This is a genomic window from Streptomyces sp. NPDC051219 (assembly GCF_040682335.1).
In the GTDB taxonomy this organism is placed as follows: Bacteria; Actinomycetota; Actinomycetes; order Streptomycetales; family Streptomycetaceae; genus Streptomyces.
Window position 1 is genome coordinate 1 of the sequence record NZ_JBFBAS010000050.1, and the last position, 25,893, is coordinate 25,893.

A 25,893-nucleotide genomic window follows, 5' to 3' on the forward strand; every position below is an offset into this window, starting at 1 on the left:
GGATGTTCGAGCTGACCGGCCTGCCGCCGGCCCCGCGTGGCGTGCCGCAGATCGAGGTCACCTTCGACATCGACGCCAACGGCATCATGCACGTCGGTGCCAAGGACCTCGGCACCGGCAAGGAGCAGCGGATGACCGTCACCGGTGGCTCCGCGCTGCCGAAGGACGACATCGACCGCATGATGCGCGAGGCCGAGCAGTACGCGGACGAGGACCACAAGCGCCGCGAGGCCGCCGAGACCCGCAACCAGGCCGAGCAGCTCGTCTACCAGACCGAGAAGTTCCTCAAGGACAACGAGGACAAGGTCCCCGGTGACGTCAAGGCCGAGGTCGAGGCCGCCGTCGGCGAGCTGAAGGACAAGCTCAAGGGCGAGTCCGGTGAGGGCGACAACACCGCCGAGATCCGCACCGCCACGGAGAAGGTCGCCGCGGTCAGCCAGAAGCTGGGCCAGGCCATGTACGCCAACGCCCAGGCCGACGGCGCGGGCGCGGAGGCGCCGGGTCCGGACGGAGCCGGCCACGCCAAGGCCGCCGACGACGACGTGGTGGACGCCGAGATCGTCGACGACGAGAAGGCCGACGACCGTAAGGGTGGTGCCGCGTGACGGAGGAGACCCCGGGTTTCGACGAGAAGCCTGATGTCCCCTCCGGCGCCACCCCCGAGGACGCCGCGACTCAGTCCGCGGCGTCCGAGAACCAAGGGGCCGCCTCCTCCGAGGAGGCGGGCCCGGCGGCCCCGGCCGGGGACCTGCAGGAAGTCGCACTCACCGCGCAGCTGGACCAGGTGCGTACGGCGCTCAACGAGCGCACGGCGGACCTGCAGCGGCTGCAGGCCGAGTACCAGAACTACCGCCGTCGCGTGGAGCGGGACCGGGTCACGGTCAAGGAGATCGCTGTCGCGAGCCTCCTGAGCGAGCTCCTTCCCGTACTCGACGACATCGGCCGCGCCCGTGAACACGGCGAGCTGGTGGGCGGCTTCAAATCGGTGGCCGAATCCCTGGAGACGGTCGCCGCGAAGCTGGGTCTGCAGCAGTTCGGCAAGGAGGGCGAGCCCTTCGACCCGACGATCCACGAAGCCCTGATGCACAGCTACGCACCGGACGTCACCGAGACGACCTGCGTCGCGATCCTGCAGCCGGGGTATCGGATCGGCGAGCGGACCATCCGTCCCGCGCGTGTCGCGGTGGCCGAGCCCCAGCCCGGGGCGCAGGCTGCGAAGGCGGACGACGACGAGGAGAACGGTGGCCCGGACGAGGGCTGACGTCATCAGTAGCAGGAGCAGGAAGGAGGGACGTCGGGGATGAGTACCAAGGACTTCGTCGAGAAGGACTACTACAAGGTCCTCGGCGTCCCGAAGGACGCCACCGAGGCCGAGATCAAGAAGGCGTACCGGAAGCTCGCCCGCGAGTACCACCCGGACGCCAACAAGGGTGACGTCAAGGCCGAGGAGCGCTTCAAGGAGATCTCCGAGGCGAACGACATCCTCGGTGACCCGAAGAAGCGCAAGGAGTACGACGAGGCTCGCGCCCTCTTCGGCAACGGAGGCTTCCGTCCCGGTCCCGGCGGGGCCGGCGGCAACTTCAACTTCGACCTCGGCGACCTCTTCGGCGGCGCCCAGGGCGGGGGCGCGGGTGCCGGCGGCTTCGGCGGCGGCCTGGGAGACGTCTTCGGTGGCCTGTTCAACCGGGGCGGCCCGGGCACGCGCACCCAGCCGCGCCGCGGCCAGGACATCGAGTCCGAGGTGACGCTCAGCTTCACCGAGGCCGTCGACGGGGCCACGGTCCCGCTGCGGATGTCCAGCCAGGCGCCCTGCAAGGCGTGCTCCGGCACCGGCGACAAGCACGGCACGCCACGCGTGTGCCCGACTTGTGTCGGTACCGGCCAGGTCAGCCGGGGCGGCAGCGGCTCTTTCTCGCTCACCGACCCGTGCGCGGACTGCAAGGGCCGTGGGCTGATCGCCCAGGACGCCTGTGAGGTGTGCAAAGGCAGCGGCCGGGCCAAGTCCTCACGGACCATGCAGGTGCGGATTCCGGCGGGCGTCTCCGACGGCCAGCGGATCCGGCTGCGTGGCAAGGGATCTCCCGGCGAGCGGGGCGGGCCCGGCGGCGACCTGTACGTGGTCGTCCATGTCGACGCCCACCCGGTCTTCGGCCGCAAGGGCGACAATCTCACCGTCACCGTGCCCGTCACCTATCCGGAGGCGGCGCTCGGGGGCGAGGTGAAGGTGCCGACCCTGGGCGGTCCGCCGGTCACCCTGAAGCTGCCTGCCGGGACGCCCAACGGCCGTACGATGCGCGCCCGCGGCAAGGGAGCGCTGCGCAAGGACGGGACCCGCGGAGACCTGCTGGTCACCGTCGAGGTCGCCGTACCGACGGACCTCAGCGACAAGGCGAAGGAAGCGCTGGAGTCCTACCGTGAGGCGACCGCGGAGGAGGATCCGCGGGCGGAGCTGTTCCAGGCCGCGAAGGGAGCATGAGATGGATCCGCGACGTCGCAACCCGTTCGAGCTGACCGACGAGTCCCCGGTGTACGTCATCTCGGTCGCCGCTCAGCTCTCAGGTCTGCACCCGCAGACCCTTCGGCAGTACGACCGGCTCGGTCTGGTCTCGCCCGGCCGTACCGCCGGGCGGGGCCGCCGCTACTCGGCCCGTGACATCGAACTGCTGCGCACCGTCCAGCAGTTGTCGCAGGACGAGGGCATCAACCTGGCCGGCATCAAGCGGATCATCGAACTGGAGAACCAGGTCGCCGCGCTCCAGCAGCGTGTCGCCGAGCTCTCGGCCGCGGTCGAGGGGGCGGCTGTCGCGATGCAGCAGCGCGAGGCCCAGGTCCACGCCTCGTACCGGCGGGACCTGGTCCCGTACCAGGACGCGCAGCGGGCGAGCGCGCTCGTGGTGTGGCGGCCGAAGCGGTCGGCGGCCGACTAGGCCGGGCGGTCGGAGCAGTACGAAGCAGCACGGAAGGACCCCGCCGGGTGACCGGCGGGGTCCTTCCCGTCTGTGCGGCAAACCGGAGCGACGAGGTCGGCCACGAAAACGCACTCTGCCCCGCACGGAAGGGCGTGCGGGGCAGAGTGACGGGGTGGCGACGGGTCAGCCGCGCGGCGCCCAGACCGTGTTGAGCTTGCTCTGGTAGTAGAGCGGCGTCAGGCTCAGGACGAAGCTCAGGAGCAGGCCGATGCCGCCGGAGCAGTCCGCGGTGACGCCCGCGGCGCGCTGCGCCTGGGCGATGCGGGAGCCGGTCTTCACGATGGACACGAACGGCGGGACGATCAGGAGGAAGCCGAGGGTGACGGCGACCACGGCCATGCCGGGCTTGACCTCGATGGTCGGGTCGATCTCCTTCACCTGCTTGTTGACCTTGTAGTACCAGAACAGCCAGTAGATACCGAGGGTGACCAGGCTGAGCAGCCAGACTCCGACCGGGCTGGAGGGAGCGCCGGCGGGCGCGGACGTGGACGGGCGTACGTCGGTGGACATCAGTCTTCCCCTATTTACATGCTTGGCGTGCTTCCTGCTGCCCGCCTCGGCTGGACCGCCCCACGGGAAGCAGGAATGAATGTGTTGCCCGTGTTTCTCATGTTGCTGCTGAGGCCACCGGCTTACGGAGCGTATGGGCTTTGGTCATCTCCCTGACGCGCGAGGGCATTACGAGTTCATTACAACGCGCATTCCGGGCGTCAAGGTGTGACGATCGCGAAGCCCTTGTCGGGTTCGTCCAGGAAGGACAACAGCCGTGCGAGCACTCGCGGATCGCCGTCCACCTTGATTTCTTCCAGGCCCTGGCCGGCGAACATGCCCAGCAACTGGCCCTTGGTGAGGGTGAGGGTGAGGGCGGCCGCCGACTTGGCCGGCTCGGCAAGGGGACGGGCGAGGTGGGTGAGCGCTCCGTGCGAGAGCGTGAGCCGGTGCCGGAGGTTTTCGTCGGTCAGCACCCAGTCGACGACGAGGTGTTCGTGCCAGGCACGGGGCCCGTTGATGCGTACCGCGAGGGAGTCGATGAGCTGCTCGGTGGTGAGCGCTGCCGTCAGCTCCGGGTTGTTGGTGTCGATGGCTACCGGCTGGACGCCTTCGCGCAGTTCCCTCGCGCCCGTCAGGTAGAAGTTGCGCCACGTTCCGTTCTCGCTGCCGTAGCCGAGCCTCTCGTAGACGGAGGCCAGGAGTTCACGGGCGCCGGCGTTGTCCGGCTCGGCGAACACCGCGTGCCCGAGGAGGGTCGCGGCGAAGCGCAGGTCCCCCTCCTCGGCGTAGGACTTCGCCCTGACCAGGGTCGCCTCGATGCCGCCGAGGCAGTCGACGTACCGCCGGGCGTTCTCGGCCGGCGGGTGTTCCCACAGGTGGGCGGGGTTGCCGTCGAACCAGCCCATGTAGCGCTGGTAGATGGCCTTGACGTTGTGGCTGAGCGAGCCGTGGTAGCCACGGGTGTGCCGGACATCGGCGGCCGGTCGCCGCGATGCCCGCGGTAGAGGGCGAGGGCGGCGGCCGCGCACTCGGTGGAGATGAGCGGGTCGATCACGATCACGCCTCGGTCGCCCTCGACGACCGTCATGTTGGACAGGTCGAGTCCGCGGATCTGAAAGACGCCGTCGGTGACCTGGAAGAGCCCCTGGCGGGCCGTCAGCTGCCCCTGCCGCCAAAGGCCGGGGTGGGCGGTCTCCGGGCAGTCGCCCGTCAGGAAGGAGTAGGCGTCGCTGTCCCAGACGATGTCTCCGGCGGCGTTCTTGACGACGCCGGGGGAGAGGGCGCGGATGAAGCCGCGGTCCGCGTCCTCGTAGTCCTGACGGTCGGAGAAGGGGAGAGCGTCCATGGCACCGAGGCTGCCAGAGATGCCCTGTATGCGCCGCTTGGGATAAGCACTCGGGGTACGGGCCGGCGTGCGGTGCTCAGTGGCAGTCGTCCCCCAGGATTCCCGACTGTGCGATGAGGTAGCCGAGCTGGGCCCGGCTGCCGCTGCCGAGCGCGGCGGCGAGTTTGGCGATATGGGCCCGGCAGGTTCTGACGTTCATACCGAGCCGGCGCGCGATGGCCTCGTCGACATGGCCCTCGATGAGCAGCTTGGCGATGGAGCGCTGGACGCCGGATATGCCGTCGGGCGTGTGGTCGTACGACACGTTCTCGGTGAGCGGAGTGGCGCGCCGCCACAACTGTTCGAAGACCTTGATCAGGTACTGGACCAGGCCGGGGTGGCGCAGTTCCAGCGCGACCTGTTGGTCGTCGCGGGCAGGGATGAAGGCCACCGTCTGATCGCAGATGATGAGCCGTTCGATGAGCTCTTCGAGGGTACGGATCTCCACCCTGCCGCCGGCTATGCGGTCCACGTAGGCCATGGTCCCCTGGCTGTGCCGGACGGTGTGCTGGTAAAGCGTGCGCATGCTGACGCCACGGTCGAGCAACGGGCTGTCACGCTCCAGGGCCTGACTGAGTATGTGCTCACTGCGTCGCCCTCCGGGCTGGACCGTGAGCATCTCGGTGTGGCACTCGGCGGTGGCGAGATTGAGTGCCGCATTGATCCGGTTGGGTCCCTCGAGCACAGTGATCGCGTGGGTGGGTGCCGGAGTCAGCGCGCTGATCGCCATGAACGGCTCAAACGATTCGGTCAGTTCGACCGAGTGCCGTCTGCGGTCCTGAATCTCGCGTTCGATGGGGTGGAGTCGCTGCGCCAGCGCGACGGACGGAGGAACAGGACGGAGCCAGTTCGCATCGTCCGGATCGGGGTGCAGCAGGGCGAACTCCAGCAGGCATGGGGCTGCCTTCACCTCTACCCGGGCGATCCGCCCCGAGCTCAGAGCGCTGGCGTAAAGCTGCGCCCCCTCGTCACACAGGGCAGTAACCGGGTGGGGATGTGTCGACTTTGAGTCGTTTATGGACAAATCTCCACCCCCCAGGAACCTGTACGTGCAGGAACATGATGCATCGTCCCTGTGGCATTGACATGCCTGAATGAGCCATCGTCTTGTGACGCGGGGGAGAGGAATCCATCAAGTGAGGACGAAGCCGACTATGTACAAGAGATTGCTTCGCTCGGTACTTGCCGTTGCCTTCTCCGCGGCTGTGGCCCTCGGGGCCCTGAGCGGCGCGGGGTTGGGCGCCGATACGGTGGGTCCGCCGGACAGCGGTTGGGGCAGTGCGCCCGCGGACAGCGGCTGGGGCAGCGCGCCTGCGGACAGTGGCTGGGGCAGCCTCCCGGCAACCTCGGCCTCCACAGACGCATGACCGTGCCACCGGACGACCGGTCCTTCCGGCGCGAGATGGCCACGGCCTACCGGTCCGGGTGGCACTTCATCGACCTGGTCACCGCGATCCCCCACAGCGGCGACTCGTTGATGGTCACCCTCTTCGGCGAGCCGGTCGTGGTCGTACGCGAGGAGGACGAGGACGTCCGGGCCTACCGGTGCCTTCGCCGGCCCCGGGGCGCCCCGCAGCCCGTGCGCTGTGCCATTCGCTACGGCATGGTCTTTGTCAATCTCGACCAGCGCGATCACCAGTTGGCCGAGCCCGAAACCATCACCGCCACCCCCCGCAGTGCCTGACGCGATTCCCCCGTCGTTAACAATCGCTCAGGCGCTTCCCCCACACAGCGGCGCCATCGTGGACCTGAACACGATGGCGCCGCTGTGCTGTGCGGATTCCGTCCGAGGGGCTCGTTTCCCCCGAGCCGCTCATTCCGCCCGAGGGGCCCGCTCCGCCCGAAGTACTCAGCCCCTGCCGAGCGCCCTGTCCAGGGTGATCTCGATGAGGACCCGGTCCGGGTTGGGTGACGGCGTGCGCCCGTAGCGCTCCGCGTAACGGCTCACCGCGTCTGCGACCAGTTCCGGTTCCGTACGGACCACGGCGCGCCCTTCCAGGGTGGCCCAGCGCCGCCCCTCCACCTGGCACACCGCGACGGGCGCGCCCTGCGGGCCGGCGGCCAGGATGTTGGCGACCTTGGTGCGGTGCTTGCCGGTGATGACCCGGGCCAGACCAGCCTCGGGGTCGTACGTCACGCCCACCGGAGTGACGTGCGGCGTGCCGTCGGGCCGCATCGTGGTCAGCGTGCACAGGTGGTACTCACGCCAGAAGGCGAGGTACTCGGGGCTGGGGTCGCGAACGTCGGTGGCCATGCCGGAAGCGTAATCCGGGCGGCAGTCCGGACGGGCTTCCGGCCCCGCTGCTGGATTGAGTTGAGTAGACTCAACTTTGTGTACGCTGACTGAATCAGAGTTCAGGAGAGAGACCCCACGCCGAGGAGGAGAGAGCACACGTGGATGCCGAGCTGACCAACAAGAGCCGGGAGGCACTCAACACGGCCACCAGCAGGGCGGTACAGGACGGACACCCCGACCTGACCCCCGCGCATCTGCTGCTGGCGCTGCTCGCGGGCCAGGAGAACGAGAACATCACCGACCTGCTGGCCGCCGTCGACGCGGACCAGGCTGCCGTACGGTCGGGGGCGGAGCGGCTGCTGGCCGCGCTGCCCAGTGTCACGGGGTCCACCGTCGCGCCCCCGCAGCCCAACCGTGAGCTGCTCGCCGTCGTCGCCGACGCCGCGCAGCGGGCCAAGGAGCTGGGCGACGACTACCTCTCCACCGAGCATCTGCTCATCGGTATCGCCGCCAAGGGCGGCCAGGCCGGTGAACTGCTGGAGCGGCAGGGAGCCGGCGCCAGGAAGCTGCTGGACGCGTTCGAGAAGAGCAGGGGAGGGCGCCGCGTGACGACTCCGGACCCGGAAGGTCAGTACAAGGCCCTGGAGAAGTTCGGCACGGACTTCACGGCCGCCGCCCGTGAGGGCAAGCTCGACCCGGTCATCGGCCGGGACCAGGAGATCCGTCGTGTGGTGCAGGTGCTGTCGCGCCGCACCAAGAACAACCCTGTGCTCATCGGTGAGCCCGGTGTCGGCAAGACCGCCGTGGTCGAGGGGCTCGCCCAGCGCATCGTGAAGGGGGACGTGCCGGAGTCGCTGAAGAACAAGCGGCTGGTCGCCCTGGACCTCAGCGCGATGGTCGCGGGCGCCAAGTACCGCGGTGAGTTCGAGGAGCGGCTGAAGACCGTCCTGGCCGAGATCAAGTCCAGCGACGGCCAGATCATCACCTTCATCGACGAGCTGCACACGGTCGTCGGCGCGGGCGCCGGCGGCGACTCCTCCATGGACGCCGGCAACATGCTCAAGCCCATGCTGGCGCGCGGCGAACTGCGCATGGTCGGCGCGACGACGCTCGACGAGTACCGGGAGCGGATCGAGAAGGACCCCGCCCTGGAGCGCCGCTTCCAGCAGGTGCTGGTCGCGGAGCCCAACGTGGACGACACGATCGCAATCCTGCGTGGCCTCAAGGGGCGGTACGAGGCCCACCACAAGGTGCAGATCAACGACTCGGCACTGGTGGCCGCGGCGACCCTGTCCGACCGTTACATCACCTCCCGCTTCCTGCCGGACAAGGCCATCGACCTGGTGGACGAGGCAGCGTCCCGGCTGCGAATGGAGATCGACTCGTCACCGCTCGAGATCGACGAGTTGCAGCGTGCCGTCGACCGGCTCCGGATGGAGGAGCTTGCGCTCAAGAACGAGTCCGATCCCGCATCGAAGCAGCGGCTGGAGAAGCTTCGACGCGACCTCGCCGACAAAGAAGAGGATCTGCGCGGCCTCACCGCCCGGTGGGAGAAGGAGAAGGAGGGCCTCAACCGGGTCGGTGAGCTGAAGGAGAAGCTCGACGATCTGCGCGGTCAGGCCGAGCGTGCCCAGCGCGACGGCGACTTCGACACGGCGTCCAAGCTGCTGTACGGGGAGATTCCCGGCCTGGAGCGCGAGCTGGAGGCGGCCGCGGCGGCCGAGCAGGAGGCCGCCATGACCGCCGGTACGAAAAGCACCATGGTCAAGGAGGAGGTCGGGCCGGACGACATCGCGGACGTGGTGGGGTCCTGGACCGGCATCCCGGCCGGGCGGCTGCTGGAGGGCGAGACGCAGAAGCTGCTGCGCATGGAGCAGGAGCTGGGCATGCGGTTGATCGGCCAGACCGAGGCCGTCCGCGCCGTGTCCGACGCGGTACGCCGTACGCGTGCCGGAATCGCCGACCCCGACCGGCCCACCGGATCGTTCCTCTTCCTGGGCCCGACCGGTGTCGGCAAGACCGAACTGGCCAAGGCGCTCGCGGACTTCCTGTTCGACGACGAGCGGGCCATGGTCCGTATCGACATGAGCGAGTACGGCGAGAAGCACTCCGTTGCGCGGCTGGTCGGGGCCCCGCCCGGCTATGTCGGGTACGAGGAGGGCGGCCAGCTCACCGAGGCGGTGCGCCGGCGCCCGTACAGCGTGGTGCTCCTCGACGAGGTGGAGAAGGCCCATCCCGAGGTCTTCGACGTCCTGCTCCAGGTGCTCGACGACGGGCGGCTGACGGACGGCCAGGGCCGGACGGTGGACTTCCGCAACACCATCCTGGTGCTGACCTCGAACCTGGGCAGCCAGTTCCTCGTCGATCCGCTGACCGGCGCGGAGGAGAAGAAGCAGCGGGTCCTGGACGCGGTCCGGGCGGCCTTCAAGCCGGAGTTCCTGAACCGGCTGGACGACCTTGTGGTCTTCTCGGCCCTCACCAAGGACGAGCTGGCGCACATCGCGGAGCTCCAGATCGGCCGACTGGCCCAGCGACTCGCCGAACGCCGGCTCACCCTCGACGTCACTCCGGCCGCACTGGCCTGGCTGGCGGACGAGGGCAACGATCCGGCGTACGGAGCGCGGCCGCTGCGCCGGCTGGTCCAGACGGCGATCGGCGACCGGCTCGCGAAGGAGATCCTGGGGGGCGAGGTCACCGAAGGCGACACCGTCCGGGTGGACGTTGCGGGCGGCGGGCTGATCGTCGGCAAGGCGCAGTGACGCGGGCGCCCGGAGACGAAATCCTGTCAGCCCGCAGCGGATCGTAGTCGTCCGGGGTTGCCACTCCCCTCCCGGCATGGGGGAGGATGGCGGTAACCGTACGAAGGGAAATACACGGTGAGCATCGACCCGTCCTCGATTCCGAATTTCGGGGGCCAGCCCGAACCGCAGGCCACAGGACCGGCGGGCCCCGTCGTCCCCGACCAGGACCTGGTCAAGCAGCTCCTCGACCAAATGGAGCTGAAGTACGTCGTCGATGACGAGGGTGACCTCGCGGCGCCGTGGGAGGAATTCCGCACGTACTTCATGTTCCGCGGCGAGGACGACCAGCAGGTCTTCTCGGTACGGACGTTCTACGACCGCCCGCACAAGATCGACGAGAAGCCCCAGCTTCTCGAGACGATCGACGACTGGAACCGCCGCACGCTGTGGCCGAAGGTCTACAGTCACACCCACGACGACGGCTCCGTCCGCCTCATCGGTGAGGCGCAGATGCTGATCGGCACCGGAGTCAGCCTCGAGCACTTCGTGTCGTCCACGGTCAGCTGGGTCCGCGCCTCGATCGAATTCGACAAGTGGCTCGTGGAGCAGCTCGGCCTCGAGCAGGAAGTGGACTCCGCAGAAGGCGGCAGCGACGGCGACGACGCCTAGCGTCTACAGCGGTGTCGGGGCGATCGTCAATAGATACGTCCCGTAGCTGAACGACAGCCCGGCCAGGGCCACGGTCACCACGACCGCGGCTCCGGGCCGGGCTTTCGCCATCGCGGCGGCAGTCGGCAGCAGAAGCGGGAAGGCCGGCAGCAGGAAGCGGGCCTTGGACTCGAAGAACCCGGACCCGCCGACGGTGATCAGCAGCAGCACGGCGGTGTAGACGAGCAGTGGCAGCGGCGGCCGGTCCAGTACGAACAGGGCGAAGAGCACCAGCGCCGCCGCGACGATCACCAGCACCATCGCGAAGGACAGCTGGTCCGGGTCCCGCAGCAGGTGCTTGATGAAGCGCAGCGAGCCCAGCCCGAGGTCGAAGCGCGAGGTCCACCCGGCCTGGACGGCGAAATACCCGCCGAGCGGATCGCCTCGCAGCACTCCCACGCCCAGCACATAGCCGCCCCAGCCGGCCGGCGCGAGCGCCGCGGCTGCCCAGACCGCCGGGGCAGCGCGCCCCCTGACCCGCCAGATCTCGTAGGCAGCCGCCAGGAAGACCGCGGCGGCGGCGGCGATGCCGTTGGGGCGGGACAGCCCGGCGAGGCAGGCCAGCGCCCCGGCCCACAGCCAGTGCCGTCCGAGCACCGCGTACAGCGCCCAGGCGGAGAGCGCCGTGAGAACCGGCTCCGTGTACGCCATGGTCAGTACAACCGAATGCGGCAGCAGCCCCCAGAGCAGCACCAGGAGGGTCGCGGTGCGCCGGCCGTGCAGTCGTTCGCCGATGAGGTAGACGGCGACCGCGGCGGCGGCCGCCGCCGCCCACGAGACGAGCAGCGCGGCGCCGGTCGGACCGGTCGGCAGGACTGCCGACAGCAGCCGGACGAGAGCGGGGTAGAGCGGGAAGAACGCCAGGTCGCTCTGGATCGCGCCGCTCTCGAAGGCGAGCGAGCGGCCGTAGCCGTGCGCGGCGATTCCGGTGTACCAGCGGGAGTCCCACGAGGTGCCGAGGATCGCGAGCGGATTCCTGTCGAGCCGCCAGGCGGCCGCTGACAGCAGCAGTATTCCGGTCAGCCGGGCGGCCGTGAAGAGTCCGAGGGCGGGAAGAGCGCGGCGCAGCGCGGAACTCGGGAGGGACAGCGGGCGGGGACGGGCCTCAGGGGCGCGGCGGGCGGGCGTGATCGTGCTACTCGTCGACATTGGCCCGCCCCTCGGGAATGCACTGCACACAGCGCTGCGCTCGGTCCGACAAGCCGACTTTGCGTCTTTCGGCGGAGGACGGCTAGCCCGGCGGGCCGTGCGGGGGCGACTTTGCACCCGCCCGGCCCACTGGCCCCGGGGACCGGTCCGCTCGCTGTGCCGCGTCAGCCGGCCAGGGCCTTGAGCCGCGTGACGGCCTCTTGGAGGACATCGGTCCGCTTGCAGAAGGCGAACCGTACGAAGGGCGCTCCCGCCGAGCGGTGGTCGTAGAAGACGGCGTTCGGAATGGCGACGACGCCGCAGCGCTCGGGCAGCGCGCGGCAGAAGGCGAAGCCGTCGCCCTCCTGGGAGGTGGCCGCGCCGAGCGGGCGGATGTCGGTGGTGACGAAGTAGGTCCCGGCCGGCCGGAAGACTCCGAAGCCGGCCTCCTCCAATCCGGTGGCGAGCAGATCGCGCTTGGTGCGCAGATCCTCCCGGAAGCCGTGGAAGTAGGAGTCGGGCAGGGCGAGGGCCTCGGCGACCGCGTACTGGAAGGGACCCGCGGACACGTACGTGAGGAACTGCTTGGCGGAGCGGACCGCGGTTACCAGCTCGGGGGTGGCCGTCACCCAGCCGACCTTCCACCCGGTGAAGGAGAACGTCTTGCCTGCCGAGCCGATGGTGACCGTTCGCTCGCGCATCCCGGGGAAGGAGGCGATCGGCAGGTGCCCGCCGTCGAAGGACAGATGCTCGTACACCTCGTCGCTGACGACGAGCAGGTCGCGCTCGACCGCCAGTTCCGCGACGGCCGACAGCTCCTGGCGGGTGAGCACTGTGCCGGTCGGGTTGTGCGGGGTGTTGAGGAGGATCAGCCGGGTGCGTGGGGTGACGGCGTCCCGCAGCTCGTCCAGGTCCAGCCGGAAGCCGCCTTCGTGCGGACGCAGGGTGACCGGGACCCTGGTCCCGCCCGCCATCGCGATGCAGGCCGCGTAGGAGTCGTAGTACGGCTCGAGCGCGATCACCTCGTCGCCCGGCTCCAGCAGGGCGAGCAGCGAGGCGGCGATCGCCTCGGTGGCGCCCGCCGTCACCAGGATCTCGGTGTCCGGGTCGTACGGCAGCCCGTAGAAGCGCTGCTGGTGTGCGGCGACCGCCGTGCGGAGCTCCGGGATGCCGGGGCCGGGCGGGTACTGGTTGCCGCAGCCGTCCCTGATGGCGCGCGCGGCCGCTTCGGCGATCTCGGGCGGTCCGTCCGTGTCGGGGAAGCCCTGGCCGAGGTTGATCGACCCGGTGCGTACGGCGAGTGCCGACATCTCGGCGAAGATCGTCGTGCCGAACGCCGCGAGGCGGCTGTTGAGCAGCGGGCGCCGTCCTGTTCGTCCTGTCATGACCGCCATCCTGGGCCGAACCTCTGGAGTTCCTCAAGTGTGCTTTGGCTGAGCGTGGCCGAGGGCATCCCCCTGTCACACAAGAAGCGGGGGTCCTCGCTTCGGGGGACGAAAGGCAGGTGAGAGCGATGGGACTCATCGTTTTCGTACTGGCTGTGGTGGCGGTGCTGATCGTGGGAATCGGGTTCGCACTGGGCCGCTGGGGCGGGGGCGGCGGATCGGGCGGCTCGAGCACCACCGGGTCCGGCAGCTGGTGGGCCGGCGGGGGCGGTTCCTGTTCGAGCGGCTCGTCGTCCTGCGGGGGTGGATCCTCCTGCGGGGGAGGCGGTGGATGCGGTTCCAGCTGACACGGGGCAGCGGGGGGCCGACGATGGCACCGTCATATGAAATATGCGCCTGGCGGATCCCAACTCCCGCCAGGCGCTTTCGTGTTGACCGGTCCGTGACCTGAGTTGTTGAACAGTTGAACTGTCGGGCCCCCGAGGGGATGGAAACCACGTCAAGTTGGGTAATAACGCTGTGAGCGCCGTGCTTTTCATGATTCCCTCGCTTGTGTAGACCAGCAGTCTGCGGACTTCCTGTGGACCCGAGCCGGCCGACCCCCCTCACCCGCTGAAAACAGTCCGGGAGCCCGGGGGCGACGCCTCCGGCCCACCCCTCCCTTGCGCGCTAGCGGAGCCGATTCATGCTCACGACCCTCCAGACCAAGTACACCGACACGCGTGCTGCCGACCTTGCCTGGGCCCTGGGCCGGGAGCCGCTGCCCGCCCTCGCCGTGCTCGACCTTCAACTCGCCGGAGCCCGACTGCAGTTGCGCCTGCTCGGCGCTTCGCACCAGGTGCTCGTCGAGGAGGACCGCGGCTCCTGCTCCGAGACGGTCGCGTGCATGCCGGGCAGCAGCACACCGTTGCCGCTGGGTGTGGCCAAGCGCGTCGGGGAGTGGGAGTACGAGTTCGCGGCACGCGTCGAGACGCTCTCGCAGAGCTCGTTCGCGGGGCGTGCGCAGGAGCTCCTCGCGCTTGTCGCGGACCACCCCAACGGCCTTGCCGGCACGTTCCCGGGCAGCCCGCACGCCTTCACGGCGATGCTGGCGCAGCGGCACGAAGGGCAGGTGCGCTGGCGGACGTGGCACGCGTATCCGCAGGAGGGCCAGCTCGTCGCGACCCGAACGCGCATCGCGCGCGCATGCCCGCGGCGCTCTGAAACCGGGTACGTCCCAGATGCACACGTGTGGGTGACCGATCGAACCCGGACCGTAACGTAGCGTTCGCCACATGATCGACCCTTCCCCTGCCCGCGGTGGGGAGGCCCCCTGCGCACCCGCCGACCCCGGCGGCGCCCCGGCGCCGGAGCCCGAGGGGGAAGCATTCATTCCCGTACGGCCCGGGGCCGGCCGCTTCCTGGTCCTCGGCACCGTGTTCATCTGTGCCGCGTGCGGACTGGTGTACGAGCTCGAACTGCTGGCTCTCGCCTCCTACTTGATCGGCGACTCCGTCACGCAGGCATCCGTCGTGCTCTCCGTCATGGTCTTCGCGATGGGCATCGGCTCGCTGCTGGCCAAACGTCTCCGCGTCCGCGCGGCCGTGGGCTTCGGCGCGATCGAGGCGGTGCTCGCGCTGACCGGCGGATGCTCGGCGATGGCCCTGTACGCCACCTTCGCCTGGTTCGGTGAGTCCCGGCCCGCCCTCGTCGGCTTCTCTCTCGCCATCGGTGTCCTCATCGGGGCCGAAATCCCGCTGCTGATGACTCTCATCCAACGAATCCGCCGACAGGACGCGGGGGGTGCCGTCGCCGACCTCTTCGCGGCCGACTACGTGGGCGGGCTGGTCGGCGGCCTCGCCTTCCCGTTCCTTCTGCTGCCATTACTGGGCCAGTTGACCGGCGCCTTGCTCACCGGGGCGATCAACGCCGCCGCCGGAGGCGCACTCGTCCTGTGGCTGTTCCGGCACGACCTCACCAGGCGCGCCCGCTGGTGGCTGCTCGCCGCGAATGTCACCGTGCTGGCCCTGCTGGCCACCGCCACCGCGCTCGCGGACGACTTCGAACGAGCGGCCCGGCGGGCGGTCTACGGGGCCGAGGTACGGGTCGCGGTGCAGACCGGCGTACAGGAGGTCGTCCTGACCGGCGACCGCGCGGGGAGCCCCGGCTCGCTCGACCTGTACCTCGACGGCCGGCTGCGCGTCAGCGGCCTGGACGAGCACCGCTACCACCAAGCGCTGGTCCACCCCGCGATGCGCGGTCCGCACGCTCGGGTGCTGATCCTGGGCGGCGGGGACGGGCTCGCGGCCCGGGAGGTACTGCGCCACCACGGCGTACGTTCCGTCACGGTGGTCGAGCTCGACCCGGGCGTCGTACGGCTGGCCCGGACCGACCGCGCGCTCTCCGCCCTCAACGGCCACGTCTACCGTGACCCCAGGCTGCGTGCTGTCACCGCCGACGCCTTTACGTGGCTGCGCGACTCCCTGGGCAGCGGCCGGTACGACGTGGTCATCTCCGACCTGCCCGATCCCGGGATCACCCCCAGCACCAAGCTCTATTCACAGGAGTTCTACGGGGTGGTCGCCCGCGCCCTCACTTCCGAGGGCCGGCTCGTGGTGCACGCCGGACCGCTGTCCACCCGGCCGCGTACGTTCTGGACCGTCGAGTCCACCCTGCGCGCGGCGGGCCTGCGGCCCCTCCCCTACCGCGTCGACGGGCGGCTCTCCGGCTTCGCGGGCGGGCCCGACCGCTCCTCCGGCGCGGACGAAGCTCCCCGCGACTGGGGCTTCGTACTGGCCGGCCGGACCCCGCCGGGACTTGCCGTCCAGGACGACGCCCGCTGGCTGCGGTCGGTCAGCACCCTCGCGTTGCAGGCGGGGGCGCGCGAGACCGAGCGGCTCCGGATGCCCGGACTGACGCCTTCGACGCTGCTGCACCCCCGATACGCGGACTGAATGCTGGTGTTCCCCGTGTTCGAGGGGCGGGCGTGGGTAGGCTCGGTTGTCATGAAGCATGAGGTGTTCGTTCCGCTTCCGCCGGAGACGCTGCGACAGGTGCTGGGGGACGCCGCCCGCGTGGCCCGTTGCATCCCGGGGCTCCAGCAGGACGCCGACGAGGCCTCGGGCCCGCTCTCGGGACGGCTTAAGGTCCGGGTCGGGGGCCACACGATCACGTACCGAGGCGTGCTGCGGATCGCTGCCCGGGGCGAGGACTTCGCGGTGGAGGGCGAGGGCACGGAGGCCCGTGGCCAAGGTTCGGTCACGCTGTCCCTGGCGATCCGGCCGCGCGCGACGGAAAGCGGGACGACCCTCGCGTTCGAGGGGGCGGCGGGCGGCGACGGCCGCATCAAGGAATTCTCCGCGGAGTCGGCGGAGTCGGCGGCGACACGGCTGCTCGACCGTTTCGCGGCGCAACTGGCTTCGGCGGCGGGCGCGGCGGCGGGGGCCGGGGCAGCGGCTGAGACGGATCAGTCACCCGGGTCACCCGAGGTGGAGGGCGACGCGGAGGGCGACACCGGGGGTGACGAGGGCGCGCCGGACGCCGAGGCGCGCGCTTCGGTGTTCGAGACCGAGGTGCCGCCGCCCTCCCTCGACCCCGTGCTCGACGACACCATCGATGAGCGCGACGACGACTCGGACGAGGACGAGGACGACTCTGACGACTCGGACATCGACCGGGGCCCGGATGCCGGCCTGGACCAGGATCTCGACTTCTCGTTCGGCGGCGTCCCCGACGAGCTCCCCGCAGAAGCCGCGCACGCCCGCCGCACGATGATCGGCCGCAGCGCGGAGGAGGTCGACCACGCACCTCCGCGTGGGCGTTACGCACCGGTGCCGGCTCCCGATTCCGGTTCGACGACCGACACCCTGCGCTGGGTGGCACCGGCCGCCGCGCTGGTAATCGCCTCGGCGGTGGTCGTCGGCCGGGTGCTGCGCCGCAGGCGCTGACCCACGGTTATGGTCGTCGCGTGAGCACGCATCAGACGCAACTGGCGGCGGGCCGGGCCGAGCTGGTCATCGACCCGGAGAACGGCTGCCGCATCAGCAGCCTGCGCATCGACGGCACCGAACTGCTGCGGCAGGGTGCCAAGTACGGCTCCTTTCCGATGGTTCCGTGGTGCGGACGCATGGAGGACGGACACTTCCGCAACGGCGGAGTGCGTCATCAGCTACCGCTCAACGCCCCGCCCCACGCCATCCACGGCACTGCCCGGGACGCCGCGTGGCAGAAGGCCCGCGCGGAGAAGAGCGAGGCGGCGTTCACGTACGACCTGGTGGAGCCCTGGCCGTACCCGGGGCGGGTCACCCAGACGTTCGAGCTGACCGAGGACTCCCTCACTCTCGCCCTGGGGGTCGAGACGTACGGCAACTCGTTCCCCGCCCAGGCCGGCTGGCACCCATGGTTCCTGCGGAACCTCGGCGACGGCGGGGAGGACGCACGCATCGACTTCGCGCCGCAGTGGCAGGAGGAGCGGGGTGACGACCACCTCCCCACCGGACGCCGCATCGAGCCGCAGCCGGGCCCGTGGGACGACTGCTTCGGCATGCCCGACGGGGTGGACGTCACACTCACGTGGCCGGGCCGGCTGGAGCTGAAGGTGACCAGTCGCGCAGAGTGGGTTGTGATCTACGACGAGCAGGCGGAAGCGGTCTGCGTGGAGCCGCAGTCGGGCCCGCCGAACGGCATCAACACGCTCCCGCAACTGGTCACGCCGATCGCACCGCTGGAGATCGCGACGACGTGGACCTGGCGGCGGCTCCAGGACGGCGCCTCTAAGCTCGGGGCATGACTGACGTACGTGCTGAGCTGCTGCAGCAGATCAAGGACAAGGCCGTGGTGCACGGCAAGGTGACCCTCTCCTCGGGTCTTGAGGCCGACTACTACATCGATCTGCGCCGGATCACCCTGGACGGCGAGGCCGCTCCGCTGGTCGGTCAGGTGATGCTCGACCTGACGGCAGACCTCGACTTCGACTGCGTCGGTGGGCTCACTCTCGGCGCGGACCCGGTCGCGACTTCGATGCTGCACGCCTCCGCCGCTCGTGGGCAGCGACTCGACGCCTTCGTCGTTCGCAAGGCCCAGAAGGCGCACGGTATGCAGCGCCGGATCGAGGGCACGGACGTGAAGGGCCGTCGCTGCCTGGTCGTCGAGGACACCTCGACGACCGGTGGTTCCCCGCTGACCGCCGTAGAGGCTGTGCGAGAGGCCGGCGGCGAGGTCGTCGCCGTGGCCACGATCGTGGATCGCGGTGCGGCCGGCGCGATCGACGAGGCTGGACTGCCGTACCTGACCGGATACCGCCTCTCGGACCTGGGTCTGGCCTGACCGGGCCTGACCTGCCCTTTTTGCCGCAGGCGGACTGTTTCACGTGAAACGGTCCGCCTTTGGTACGGGCAGGGGGCAGTGCGACGGGTGGAGTGTGGTGCACCATCTGGAAAGATGGGCGCGACAGCGACGTCGCCCCCAGGTCAGGGCCCGCAACGCACGTACCCGCACATCACAAGGAGCGGACAGATGCCCATCGCAACCCCCGAGGTCTACAACGAGATGCTCGACCGGGCGAAGGCAGGCAAGTTCGCCTACCCGGCCATCAATGTGACCTCGTCCCAGACCTTGCACGCTGCGCTGCGCGGCTTCGCGGAGGCCGAGAGCGACGGCATCGTCCAGGTCTCGACCGGTGGTGCGGAGTTTCTGGGTGGCCAGTACTCCAAGGACATGGTGACCGGCGCCGTCGCGCTTGCCGAGTTCGCGCACGTCGTCGCCGAGAAGTACCCGGTCACGGTCGCTCTGCACACCGACCACTGCCCCAAGGACAAGCTGGACGGTTTCGTGCGCCCGCTGCTCGACATCTCCGCCGAGCGCGTCGCCAAGGGTCTGAACCCGCTCTTCCAGTCCCACATGTGGGACGGCTCCGCCGAGACGCTCGCTGACAACCTGGCCATCGCCCAGGAGCTGCTCGCCAAGGCCGCTGCCGCGAAGATCATCCTCGAGGTCGAGATCACCCCGACCGGTGGCGAGGAGGACGGCGTCAGCCACGAGATCAACGACGAGCTGTACACCACCGTCGAGGACGCGCTGCGGACCGCCGAGGCGCTGGGCCTGGGCGAGAAGGGCCGCTACCTGCTGGCCGCCTCCTTCGGCAACGTCCACGGCGTGTACAAGCCGGGCAACGTCGTACTCCGTCCCGAGCTGCTGAAGGACCTGCAGCAGGGCGTCGGCGAGAAGTACGGCAAGAGCCAGCCGTTCGACTTCGTCTTCCACGGCGGCTCGGGCTCCACGCCGGAGGAGATCGCCGTCGCGCTGGAGAACGGCGTCGTGAAGATGAACCTCGACACCGACACCCAGTACGCGTTCACCCGCCCGGTCGCGGACCACATGTTCCGCAACTACGACGGCGTGCTGAAGGTCGACGGCGAGGTCGGCTCGAAGAAGGCGTACGACCCGCGCAGCTGGGGCAAGTCCGCCGAGGCCGGCATGGCCAAGCGCGTCAGCGAGGCCTGCGCGAACCTGCGCTCCGCGGGCACCAGGCTGAAGTAAGCCCACTCGCTCCACGGAGGGCCCGCCACCCCGGCCGCTGGGGTGGCGGGCCCTCCGTCGTGCCGCGAGGATCACGGTATGAGCCAAAGCGCGCCGGGGGCGATACGGGTAGGCGAACCCGTGGGTCGCTGGGTGCTGCTCACCACCGTGCTCGGGTCTTCCATGGCCCTGCTCGACTCGACCGTGGTCAATGTCGCCCTGCCCCGCATCGGGGAGGATCTCGACGCGGACCTGGCCGTCCTGCAGTGGACCGCCAACGCCTACATGCTCACGCTGGCCGGGCTGATCCTGCTGGGCGGGGCATTGGGGGACCGGTTCGGGCGGCGGCGGGTCTTCGTCATCGGGACCGTGTGGTTCGCGGTGGCCTCGCTGCTGTGCGGACTCGCGCCGAACGGCGGCCTGCTGATCCTCGCGCGTGCCCTGCAGGGCGTCGGCGCGGCGCTGCTCACCCCCGGCTCGCTGGCCCTGATCCAGGCGAGCTTCCATCCCGACGACCGGGCACGGGCGGTCGGAGTGTGGTCGGGGCTCGGCGGGGCCGGGGCGGCAGTCGGCCCGTTCCTCGGCGGCTGGCTGGTGGACGGACCCGGCTGGCGCTGGGTGTTCCTGCTCAACGTGCCGCTGGCCGCGGTCTGTGTGCCGGTCGCGCTCAGACACGTACCGGAATCGCGCAGCGTGCCCGCCGGAGGTACGGCCCCCGGACGCCCGGGCGCGGCGCACCGGCGCTTCGACGTCCTGGGCGCCACGCTCGGCGCGCTCGCGCTCGGCCTGGTGACATACGGCCTGATCGACTCCTCCGTGGTGGCGGGCGTCGTCGGCGTACTGCTCTCGGTGGCCTTCGTATATGTGGAGCGGCGGCAGCCGGATCCGATGCTGCCCCTGTCGATCTTCGCCTCACGGCAGTTCACGGCGATTAACCTGGTCACCTTGTGCGTGTACGCGGCCCTCGGCGGGTTCTTCTTCCTCTCCGTGCTCCAGCTCCAGGTTGTGGCGGGATACTCGGCGCTCGCCGCGGGCACCGCGCTCCTGCCCACCACCCTGCTGATGCTGCTGCTCTCCGGCCGCTCGGGCGAGCTGGCCCAGCGGATCGGGCCACGTCTGCCGCTCACGGTGGGACCGCTGCTGTGCGCCGCCGGAATGCTGCTGATGCTGCGGGTCGGTAAGGACGCCTCGTACGTACGTGACGTGCTGCCGGCGATGGTGGTCCTCGGCCTGGGCATGGTGACCCTCGTGGCGCCGCTCACCGCCACCGTGCTGGCCTCGGTGGACGTCGGGCGGGCCGGGCTGGCCAGCGGGATCAACAATGCCGCGGCGCGCGTCGCCGGCCTGATCGCGGTGGCGGCCCTGCCGCTGCTGTCCGGGATGGGGCCGGAGACGTACCGGTTGGCGGACGAGCTCGCCTCTGCGTTCCGGCGGGCGATGCCGATGTGCGCGGTAGTGCTGGTGGTGGGCGCGCTGATCGCCTGGACGACGGTCCGGCGGGTCCCGGCGGAGGCGGCGGCCTGCCGCCCGGAATGCCGGCTGCACTGCGCGGTGACCGCACCGCCGCTGGATCCGGGCGGCAACGAGCGCACGCCGCCCTGAGCCAGGCAGACTGGAGTCCATGTCCATTCACGAAAACCTGCTCGGGGGTCCGCCCCCGACCCAGCTGCCCGACGACCCCGAGCCGCGCGAGCTCCTCGCCAACGGCGCCGCGCCCGCGGAGGTCGCCTCGAAGTACCCGGCATCCTCGCTCGCCTGGGCGCAGCTCGCCGACGACGCGTATGAGAACGGCCGGGTCGTCGAGTCGTACGCATACGCCCGCACCGGCTACCACCGCGGCCTCGACGCGCTGCGCCGGGCCGGCTGGAAGGGCCACGGCCCGGTGCCGTGGGAGCACGAGCCGAACCGCGGCTTCCTGCGAGCCCTGCACGCCCTCGCGCGGGCCGCGCAGTCGATCGGCGAGCAGGAGGAGTACGAGCGCTGCTCGACGTTCCTGCGGGACTCCTCCGCGACGGCGGCGGACACGCTGAGCTGACCCGTGCACGTTCCAGGGGCCCGCACCCTGCCGGTGTGGGCCCCCGAGGCCGGTCGGTGTGCGCGGGCGGTCCCCGCGAGCGCCGGTTGCCGGCGGGATTATGATGCCCGCAGGGGACCGGGGCTCCACAGCCGAACGGAAGGGGCGGACCGCTACCCGGAAGCGCGTATCGAGGAGACAGCGATGTCCCAGCACCCCGATGCCTCCGGAGCTGGTTCGGAAACCCCGAACCTGGACTTCGCGGGTACCACCCCGTACGAGGACTACGTCCAGGCGGACGTCCTCACCCACCTCCAGCACCCCCTCTCCGACGATCCCGGAGAGATGGTCTTCCTGGTCACCACCCAGGTCATGGAGCTGTGGTTCACCGTCATCGTCCATGAGTGGGAAACCGCGGCGAACGCTCTGCGCGAGGACGACCTGCCCGTCGCGATGGCCGCTCTGAAGCGCTCCACCCGGGAACTCGAGGCGCTGAACGCCTCCTGGAAGCCGCTGGCCCACCTCACTCCCGCGCAGTTCAACTCGTACCGCAGCGCGCTCGGCGAGGGCTCCGGCTTCCAGTCCGCGATGTACCGGCGGATGGAATTCCTGCTCGGTGAGAAGTCGGCGTCGATGCTCGTCCCGCACCGTGGCGCGCCGCGCGTGTACGCGGAGCTGGAGAAGGCGCTGCACGAGCCGAGCCTGTACGACGAGGTGCTGCGGCTGCTCGCCCGGCGCGGACTCCCGGTGCCGGCCTCCGTCGTCGACCGCGACCTGTCGCAGAAGTACGATCCGTCGGACGAGGTCGAGGCCGCCTGGGCGCAGCTCTACGCGGGTGATCAGGACACCGACCTGGTGCGGCTCGGCGAGGCGCTGACGGACGTCGGCGAACTGGTGTGGCGCTGGCGCAACGACCATCTCGTGGCAACGCGGCGGGCCATGGGCTCCAAGGTGGGTACGGGCGGCTCCGCCGGCGTCTCGTGGCTGGAGAAGCGGGCCCGCAAGAACGTCTTCCCCGAGCTGTGGACGGCGCGCAGCCATGTCTGAGCCCACTCCGGCCGACCGGGCCGCGGCGCTCGACGCCGCCGATGAGCTCGCCAAGCGCCGCGAGCTGTTCTCCCTACCCGAGGGAGTCGTGTACCTGGACGGCAACTCGCTGGGCGCACTGCCCGCCTCCGTGCCGGCGCGGCTGGCCGACGTCGTCACCCGCGAATGGGGCGAACTGCTGATCCGCTCCTGGGAGGAGAGCGGCTGGTGGACCGCGCCGCAGCGAATAGGTGACCGGATCGCTCCACTCGTGGGCGCGGCGCCGGGCCGGATAGTGGCCGGCGACTCGACCAGCGTCAACGTCTTCAAGGCCGTGGTCGCGGCGGTTCGGCTGGCCGGCCCCGGCCGGGACGAGATCCTGGTCGACGAGACGACGTTCCCCACCGACGGGTACCTGGCGGAGTCCGCGGCCCGGCTGACCGGCAAGAAACTGGTCCCGGTCGCGCCCGTGCGGCTGGCCGACGCGCTGGGTGCGCGTACCGCCGTCGCTCTGGTCAACCACGTCGACTACCGGACCGGCCGGCTGCACGACCTGCCGGCTCTCACGGCCGCCGCTCACGCGGCCGGGGCGCTCGTGGTGTGGGACCTGTGCCACAGCGCGGGCGCGCTGCCGGTCGGACTCGACGCGCACGACGTCGACTTCGCGGTCGGCTGTACGTACAAGTACCTCAACGGGGGGCCCGGCTCGCCCGCGTACCTGTACGTGGCCGAACGCCATCAGGCGGGCTTCGACTCGCCTCTGCCGGGCTGGAACTCGCACGCCGATCCGTTCGGCATGACGCCCGGCTATGTGGCCGCGGAGGGTGCGGTGCGCGGCCGGGTCGGCACGCCCGACATCCTCTCGATGCTGGCTCTCGAGGCTGCCCTCGACGTCTGGGACGGTGTCTCGGTCGACGCCGTACGCGCGAAGTCGCTGGCCCTCACGGACTTCTTCCTGGAGTGCGTGCGTGAGTACGTCCCGGCGGGGCGCGTCACCTCGGTCACTCCGGCCGCGCACGCCGAGCGGGGCAGTCAGGTCGCGCTGCGCTGCGAGGGTGCGGGCGAGGTGATGCGGGAGCTGACCGCACGCGGTGTGATCGGCGACTTCCGCCGCCCGGACGTGCTGCGCTTCGGTTTCACACCCCTGTACGTCAGCTTCGGCGACGCCGAGCGCGCGGCGCGGGTGCTGGGCGAGGTCGTGGGCTAGCCAACATGGGTGGCGGGGCCGCACCGGCGGCCCCGCCACCCGGCTTTCCGGCCGCACGCGGCACGAGACGAGGGCCCGGGTGATCGGGCAGTGATGCCCCGGGCGCTGCTGCCTCCGCGCCGGGGCGGTACGAAACAGGGGTGCGGGGCCTGGTACCGTCCCGCTGCCCGGATCAAGTGGATCTCAGTACCGAGAGGTTGAGCCGCATGTCGGACCCCGCAGTGGAACGGGATGCCGCCGAGGCCGAGTCGGCCTTCTCGCACCCGGCCGTGGCGCCCGACGCCACCGCCGCGTACGGCGGGCATCCCGATCAGGTGGTCGACTTCTACGCGCCCAGAGGGGGCCAGGAGAGCGCGCCGCTCGTCGTTGTCCTGCACGGCGGTGCGTGGCGGGCGCCGTACGACCGGCAGCATGTGACACCCTTCACGGACTTTCTGGCCCGCCGCGGTTTCGCAGTGGCCAACGTCGAGTACCGGCGGGGGAGCTCGCTGCCCCACCAGGGGGCGGCCGGGCCCGTCGCCGGCCGGTGGCCGGAGACGTTCGACGATGTGGCGGCGGCCATGGACGCGCTTCCGGTACTCGCGGCGAGGGCTCTGCCGCGGGCCGATCTGCGCCGTACCGTCGTCACCGGGCACTCCGCGGGAGGCCAGCTCGCTCTGTGGGCGGCCGCCCGGCACGTACTGCCCGAGGGTTCCGCCTGGCGGCTGCCGGCTCCGCCGCCGCTGCGCGGGGCTGTCGCGTTGGCGCCGATCGCGGACTTCCTGCTGGCCGGTGAGCTGGACGTGTGCTCCGGGGCCGCCATGCAACTTCTCGGCGGCGCGGAGGACTTCGAGGCCCGCAGGGCCTTCGCCGACCCGGCCGCCCTGCTCCCGACCGGTATCGCCACCGCACTGGTGCAGGGCCGCGCCGACATCACCGTGCCGTACCAGGTGGCGGAGGCGTACGTCGATGCCGCGGCCAAGGCGGGCGAGACCGTGGGGCTGACGCTGCTCGACGACGTGGGGCACTTCCCGCTGATCGACCCGGCGGCGGACGCGTGTGCGGTGGTCGCGGAGGAGGTCGCCCAACTGGCGTGGTGAACTGGTCCGCCCCACCGGCCACTGACCTCATCTCCGGCGCTCCTTGCGGACCGAACCTGACCGCAAGGGTTCCTACAGTGGTTTCACCGAACCAGTCAGGAACGGACAGAAACCCGAGGAGCCACGGCGATGACGATTCTTGTGACCGGAGCGAGCGGAACCGTCGGCCGTCAGGTGGTCGAGCAGCTGATCGCGCGAGGCGCCGGCGTCCGCGCGCTGACACGGGACCCGGCGAAGGCGACTTTCCCCGAGGGAGTCGAGGTCGTACGCGGAGACCTCACCGACCCCGAGTCGCTGGTACCGGCCCTCGAAGGAGTCACGGGCCTGCATCTGATCACCTTCGGCGGAGAGGCCTTCGCCCCGCTCCAGAACGGACCGCGGATCGTCGAGCTGGCGGCCAAGGCCGGTGTCCGGCGGGTGACGGTCCTGCACGGCGGCGGTCCCACGCCGCTCGAAGAGGCCGTACGGGCTGGTGAGCCGGCGTGGACCGTTCTGATGCCGGTCGAGTTCATGTCCAACGCGCTGGAATGGGCCGAAGGCATCCGCACCGCCGGCGTGGTGCGCGAGCCGTTCACCGGCCGGCTGAGCGCGATGGTCCACGAGGCCGACATCGGCGCGGTGGCGGCGGTCGCTCTTACCGAGGACGGGCACGGCGGCCGGACGTACGTGATAACCGGCCCCGAGGTGCTGACCCTGCGGGACAAGGTGGACGCCCTCGCAGCGGCCACCGGCCGCGATATCGAGCTGGTTGAGCTGAGCGAGGAACAGGCGCGGCAGCGGTGGCAGGCGGCCGGTCTCCCGCAGGACACCATCGACTTCCTGCTTCTGGTGTATGGGAACACGCCCCCGGAGGGCCGGACCGTGACCCGCGCCGTGGAGGAGGTCACCGGCCGCCCGGCCCGCACGTTCATTGACTGGGCGGCGGCGAACGCGGACGCGTTCCGTTCCTGACAGGACTGCAGAGGGACGGGCGTAGTACCTGGGACGGACGCGGAAGGATCCCCAGCGCAGGTGACGACCACGCCCGTC

At 70.4% G+C, this 25,893-nt stretch carries 24 protein-coding genes and 1 pseudogene; 19 read left to right on the top strand and 6 right to left on the bottom strand.

Going from position 1 to position 25,893, the window contains the following annotated elements; genetic code table 11:
- The 4 genes from AB0M62_RS31880 to AB0M62_RS31895 form a co-directional block, all read left to right on the top strand.
- A partial coding sequence (locus tag AB0M62_RS31880; RefSeq protein WP_366077834.1) for an Hsp70 family protein occupies nt 1-605 on the top strand: 605 nt, incomplete at its 5' end.
- Nucleotides 602-1,261, top strand: coding sequence for a nucleotide exchange factor GrpE (gene grpE, locus AB0M62_RS31885; RefSeq protein WP_366077835.1), 660 nt, complete (start codon nt 602-604; stop codon nt 1,259-1,261). The genes AB0M62_RS31880 and grpE, both read left to right, overlap by 4 nt.
- A 39-nt stretch (nt 1,262-1,300) precedes the next feature.
- On the top strand, nt 1,301-2,476 hold the full coding sequence (gene dnaJ, locus AB0M62_RS31890; protein ID WP_366077836.1) for a molecular chaperone DnaJ: 1,176 nt from the start codon (nt 1,301-1,303) through the stop codon (nt 2,474-2,476).
- Nucleotide 2,477: 1 nt separating this feature from the next.
- On the top strand, nt 2,478-2,927 hold the full coding sequence (locus tag AB0M62_RS31895) for a helix-turn-helix domain-containing protein (protein ID WP_366077837.1): 450 nt from the start codon (nt 2,478-2,480) through the stop codon (nt 2,925-2,927).
- Nucleotides 2,928-3,092: 165 nt separating this feature from the next.
- Here the strand turns inward: AB0M62_RS31895 and AB0M62_RS31900 are convergent, their stop codons facing one another.
- From AB0M62_RS31900 to AB0M62_RS31910, 3 genes and pseudogenes are all read right to left on the bottom strand, one after another.
- On the bottom strand, nt 3,093-3,479 hold the full coding sequence (locus AB0M62_RS31900) for a DUF4234 domain-containing protein (RefSeq protein ID WP_366077838.1): 387 nt from the start codon (nt 3,477-3,479) through the stop codon (nt 3,093-3,095).
- A 200-nt stretch (nt 3,480-3,679) separates the two neighbouring features.
- Nucleotides 3,680-4,806 (bottom strand): annotated as a pseudogene (locus AB0M62_RS31905) (alkyl sulfatase dimerization domain-containing protein).
- 76 nt (nt 4,807-4,882) lie between these two features.
- A complete protein-coding gene (locus AB0M62_RS31910; RefSeq protein WP_366077839.1) occupies nt 4,883-5,869 on the bottom strand; it encodes a helix-turn-helix transcriptional regulator in 987 nt (328 codons plus the stop codon).
- A gap of 339 nt (nt 5,870-6,208) precedes the next feature.
- Between AB0M62_RS31910 and AB0M62_RS31915 the strand changes: the two genes are divergently transcribed.
- Nucleotides 6,209-6,529 (top strand): (2Fe-2S)-binding protein, encoded by a 321-nt coding sequence (locus tag AB0M62_RS31915; RefSeq protein ID WP_366077840.1) that lies wholly within the window; start codon nt 6,209-6,211, stop codon nt 6,527-6,529.
- Nucleotides 6,530-6,694: 165 nt separating this feature from the next.
- On the opposite strand, the gene AB0M62_RS31920 is transcribed toward AB0M62_RS31915, so the two are convergent.
- Nucleotides 6,695-7,099, bottom strand: a complete 405-nt coding sequence (locus tag AB0M62_RS31920) for a TIGR03618 family F420-dependent PPOX class oxidoreductase (protein WP_366077841.1) — start codon at nt 7,097-7,099, stop codon at nt 6,695-6,697.
- 140 nt (nt 7,100-7,239) lie between these two features.
- Here AB0M62_RS31920 and clpB point away from each other — a divergent pair, with 140 nt between their 5' ends.
- Nucleotides 7,240-9,840 (top strand): ATP-dependent chaperone ClpB, encoded by a 2,601-nt coding sequence (clpB, locus tag AB0M62_RS31925; protein ID WP_366077842.1) that lies wholly within the window; start codon nt 7,240-7,242, stop codon nt 9,838-9,840.
- A 117-nt stretch (nt 9,841-9,957) separates the two neighbouring features.
- Complete coding sequence (locus AB0M62_RS31930; RefSeq protein WP_366077843.1) at nt 9,958-10,491, top strand: YbjN domain-containing protein; 534 nt, start codon at nt 9,958-9,960, stop codon at nt 10,489-10,491.
- Nucleotides 10,492-10,494: 3 nt separating this feature from the next.
- On the opposite strand, the gene AB0M62_RS31935 is transcribed toward AB0M62_RS31930, so the two are convergent.
- Nucleotides 10,495-11,679, bottom strand: a complete 1,185-nt coding sequence (locus tag AB0M62_RS31935) for a hypothetical protein (protein ID WP_366077844.1) — start codon at nt 11,677-11,679, stop codon at nt 10,495-10,497.
- 164 nt (nt 11,680-11,843) lie between these two features.
- Nucleotides 11,844-13,043 (bottom strand): pyridoxal phosphate-dependent aminotransferase, encoded by a 1,200-nt coding sequence (locus tag AB0M62_RS31940; protein ID WP_366077845.1) that lies wholly within the window; start codon nt 13,041-13,043, stop codon nt 11,844-11,846.
- Nucleotides 13,044-13,728: 685 nt separating this feature from the next.
- Here AB0M62_RS31940 and AB0M62_RS31945 point away from each other — a divergent pair.
- From AB0M62_RS31945 to AB0M62_RS32000, 12 genes are all read left to right on the top strand, one after another.
- A complete protein-coding gene (locus AB0M62_RS31945; RefSeq protein WP_366077846.1) occupies nt 13,729-14,307 on the top strand; it encodes a DUF2617 family protein in 579 nt (192 codons plus the stop codon).
- A gap of 10 nt (nt 14,308-14,317) precedes the next feature.
- On the top strand, nt 14,318-15,976 hold the full coding sequence (locus AB0M62_RS31950) for a polyamine aminopropyltransferase (protein ID WP_366077847.1): 1,659 nt from the start codon (nt 14,318-14,320) through the stop codon (nt 15,974-15,976).
- A gap of 51 nt (nt 15,977-16,027) precedes the next feature.
- Nucleotides 16,028-16,969, top strand: coding sequence for an SRPBCC domain-containing protein (locus AB0M62_RS31955; RefSeq protein ID WP_366077848.1), 942 nt, complete (start codon nt 16,028-16,030; stop codon nt 16,967-16,969).
- A 20-nt stretch (nt 16,970-16,989) separates the two neighbouring features.
- Nucleotides 16,990-17,811, top strand: coding sequence for an aldose 1-epimerase (locus AB0M62_RS31960; protein ID WP_366077849.1), 822 nt, complete (start codon nt 16,990-16,992; stop codon nt 17,809-17,811).
- The gene (gene pyrE, locus AB0M62_RS31965) at nt 17,808-18,347 is read left to right on the top strand and encodes an orotate phosphoribosyltransferase (RefSeq protein ID WP_366077850.1); all 540 of its coding nucleotides are present in this window, start codon (nt 17,808-17,810) and stop codon (nt 18,345-18,347) included. The genes AB0M62_RS31960 and pyrE overlap by 4 nt, the downstream gene beginning before the upstream one ends.
- Before the next feature lie 189 nt (nt 18,348-18,536).
- A complete protein-coding gene (fbaA, locus tag AB0M62_RS31970) occupies nt 18,537-19,559 on the top strand; it encodes a class II fructose-bisphosphate aldolase (RefSeq protein WP_366077851.1) in 1,023 nt (340 codons plus the stop codon).
- 78 nt (nt 19,560-19,637) lie between these two features.
- Nucleotides 19,638-21,140: an MFS transporter gene (locus AB0M62_RS31975; protein WP_366077852.1), complete on the top strand. Its 1,503-nt coding sequence runs from the start codon at nt 19,638-19,640 to the stop codon at nt 21,138-21,140.
- 19 nt (nt 21,141-21,159) lie between these two features.
- A complete protein-coding gene (locus AB0M62_RS31980) occupies nt 21,160-21,573 on the top strand; it encodes a DUF3151 domain-containing protein (RefSeq protein WP_366077853.1) in 414 nt (137 codons plus the stop codon).
- 183 nt (nt 21,574-21,756) lie between these two features.
- Nucleotides 21,757-22,599 (top strand): tryptophan 2,3-dioxygenase family protein, encoded by an 843-nt coding sequence (locus AB0M62_RS31985; RefSeq protein ID WP_366077854.1) that lies wholly within the window; start codon nt 21,757-21,759, stop codon nt 22,597-22,599.
- Complete coding sequence (kynU, locus tag AB0M62_RS31990; RefSeq protein ID WP_366077855.1) at nt 22,592-23,785, top strand: kynureninase; 1,194 nt, start codon at nt 22,592-22,594, stop codon at nt 23,783-23,785. The genes AB0M62_RS31985 and kynU overlap by 8 nt, the downstream gene beginning before the upstream one ends.
- Nucleotides 23,786-23,991: 206 nt before the next feature.
- Nucleotides 23,992-24,864 (top strand): alpha/beta hydrolase, encoded by an 873-nt coding sequence (locus tag AB0M62_RS31995; protein WP_366077856.1) that lies wholly within the window; start codon nt 23,992-23,994, stop codon nt 24,862-24,864.
- A 129-nt stretch (nt 24,865-24,993) separates the two neighbouring features.
- Nucleotides 24,994-25,815: an NAD(P)H-binding protein gene (locus tag AB0M62_RS32000; protein WP_366077857.1), complete on the top strand. Its 822-nt coding sequence runs from the start codon at nt 24,994-24,996 to the stop codon at nt 25,813-25,815.
- Nucleotides 25,816-25,893 lie beyond the last annotated feature (78 nt).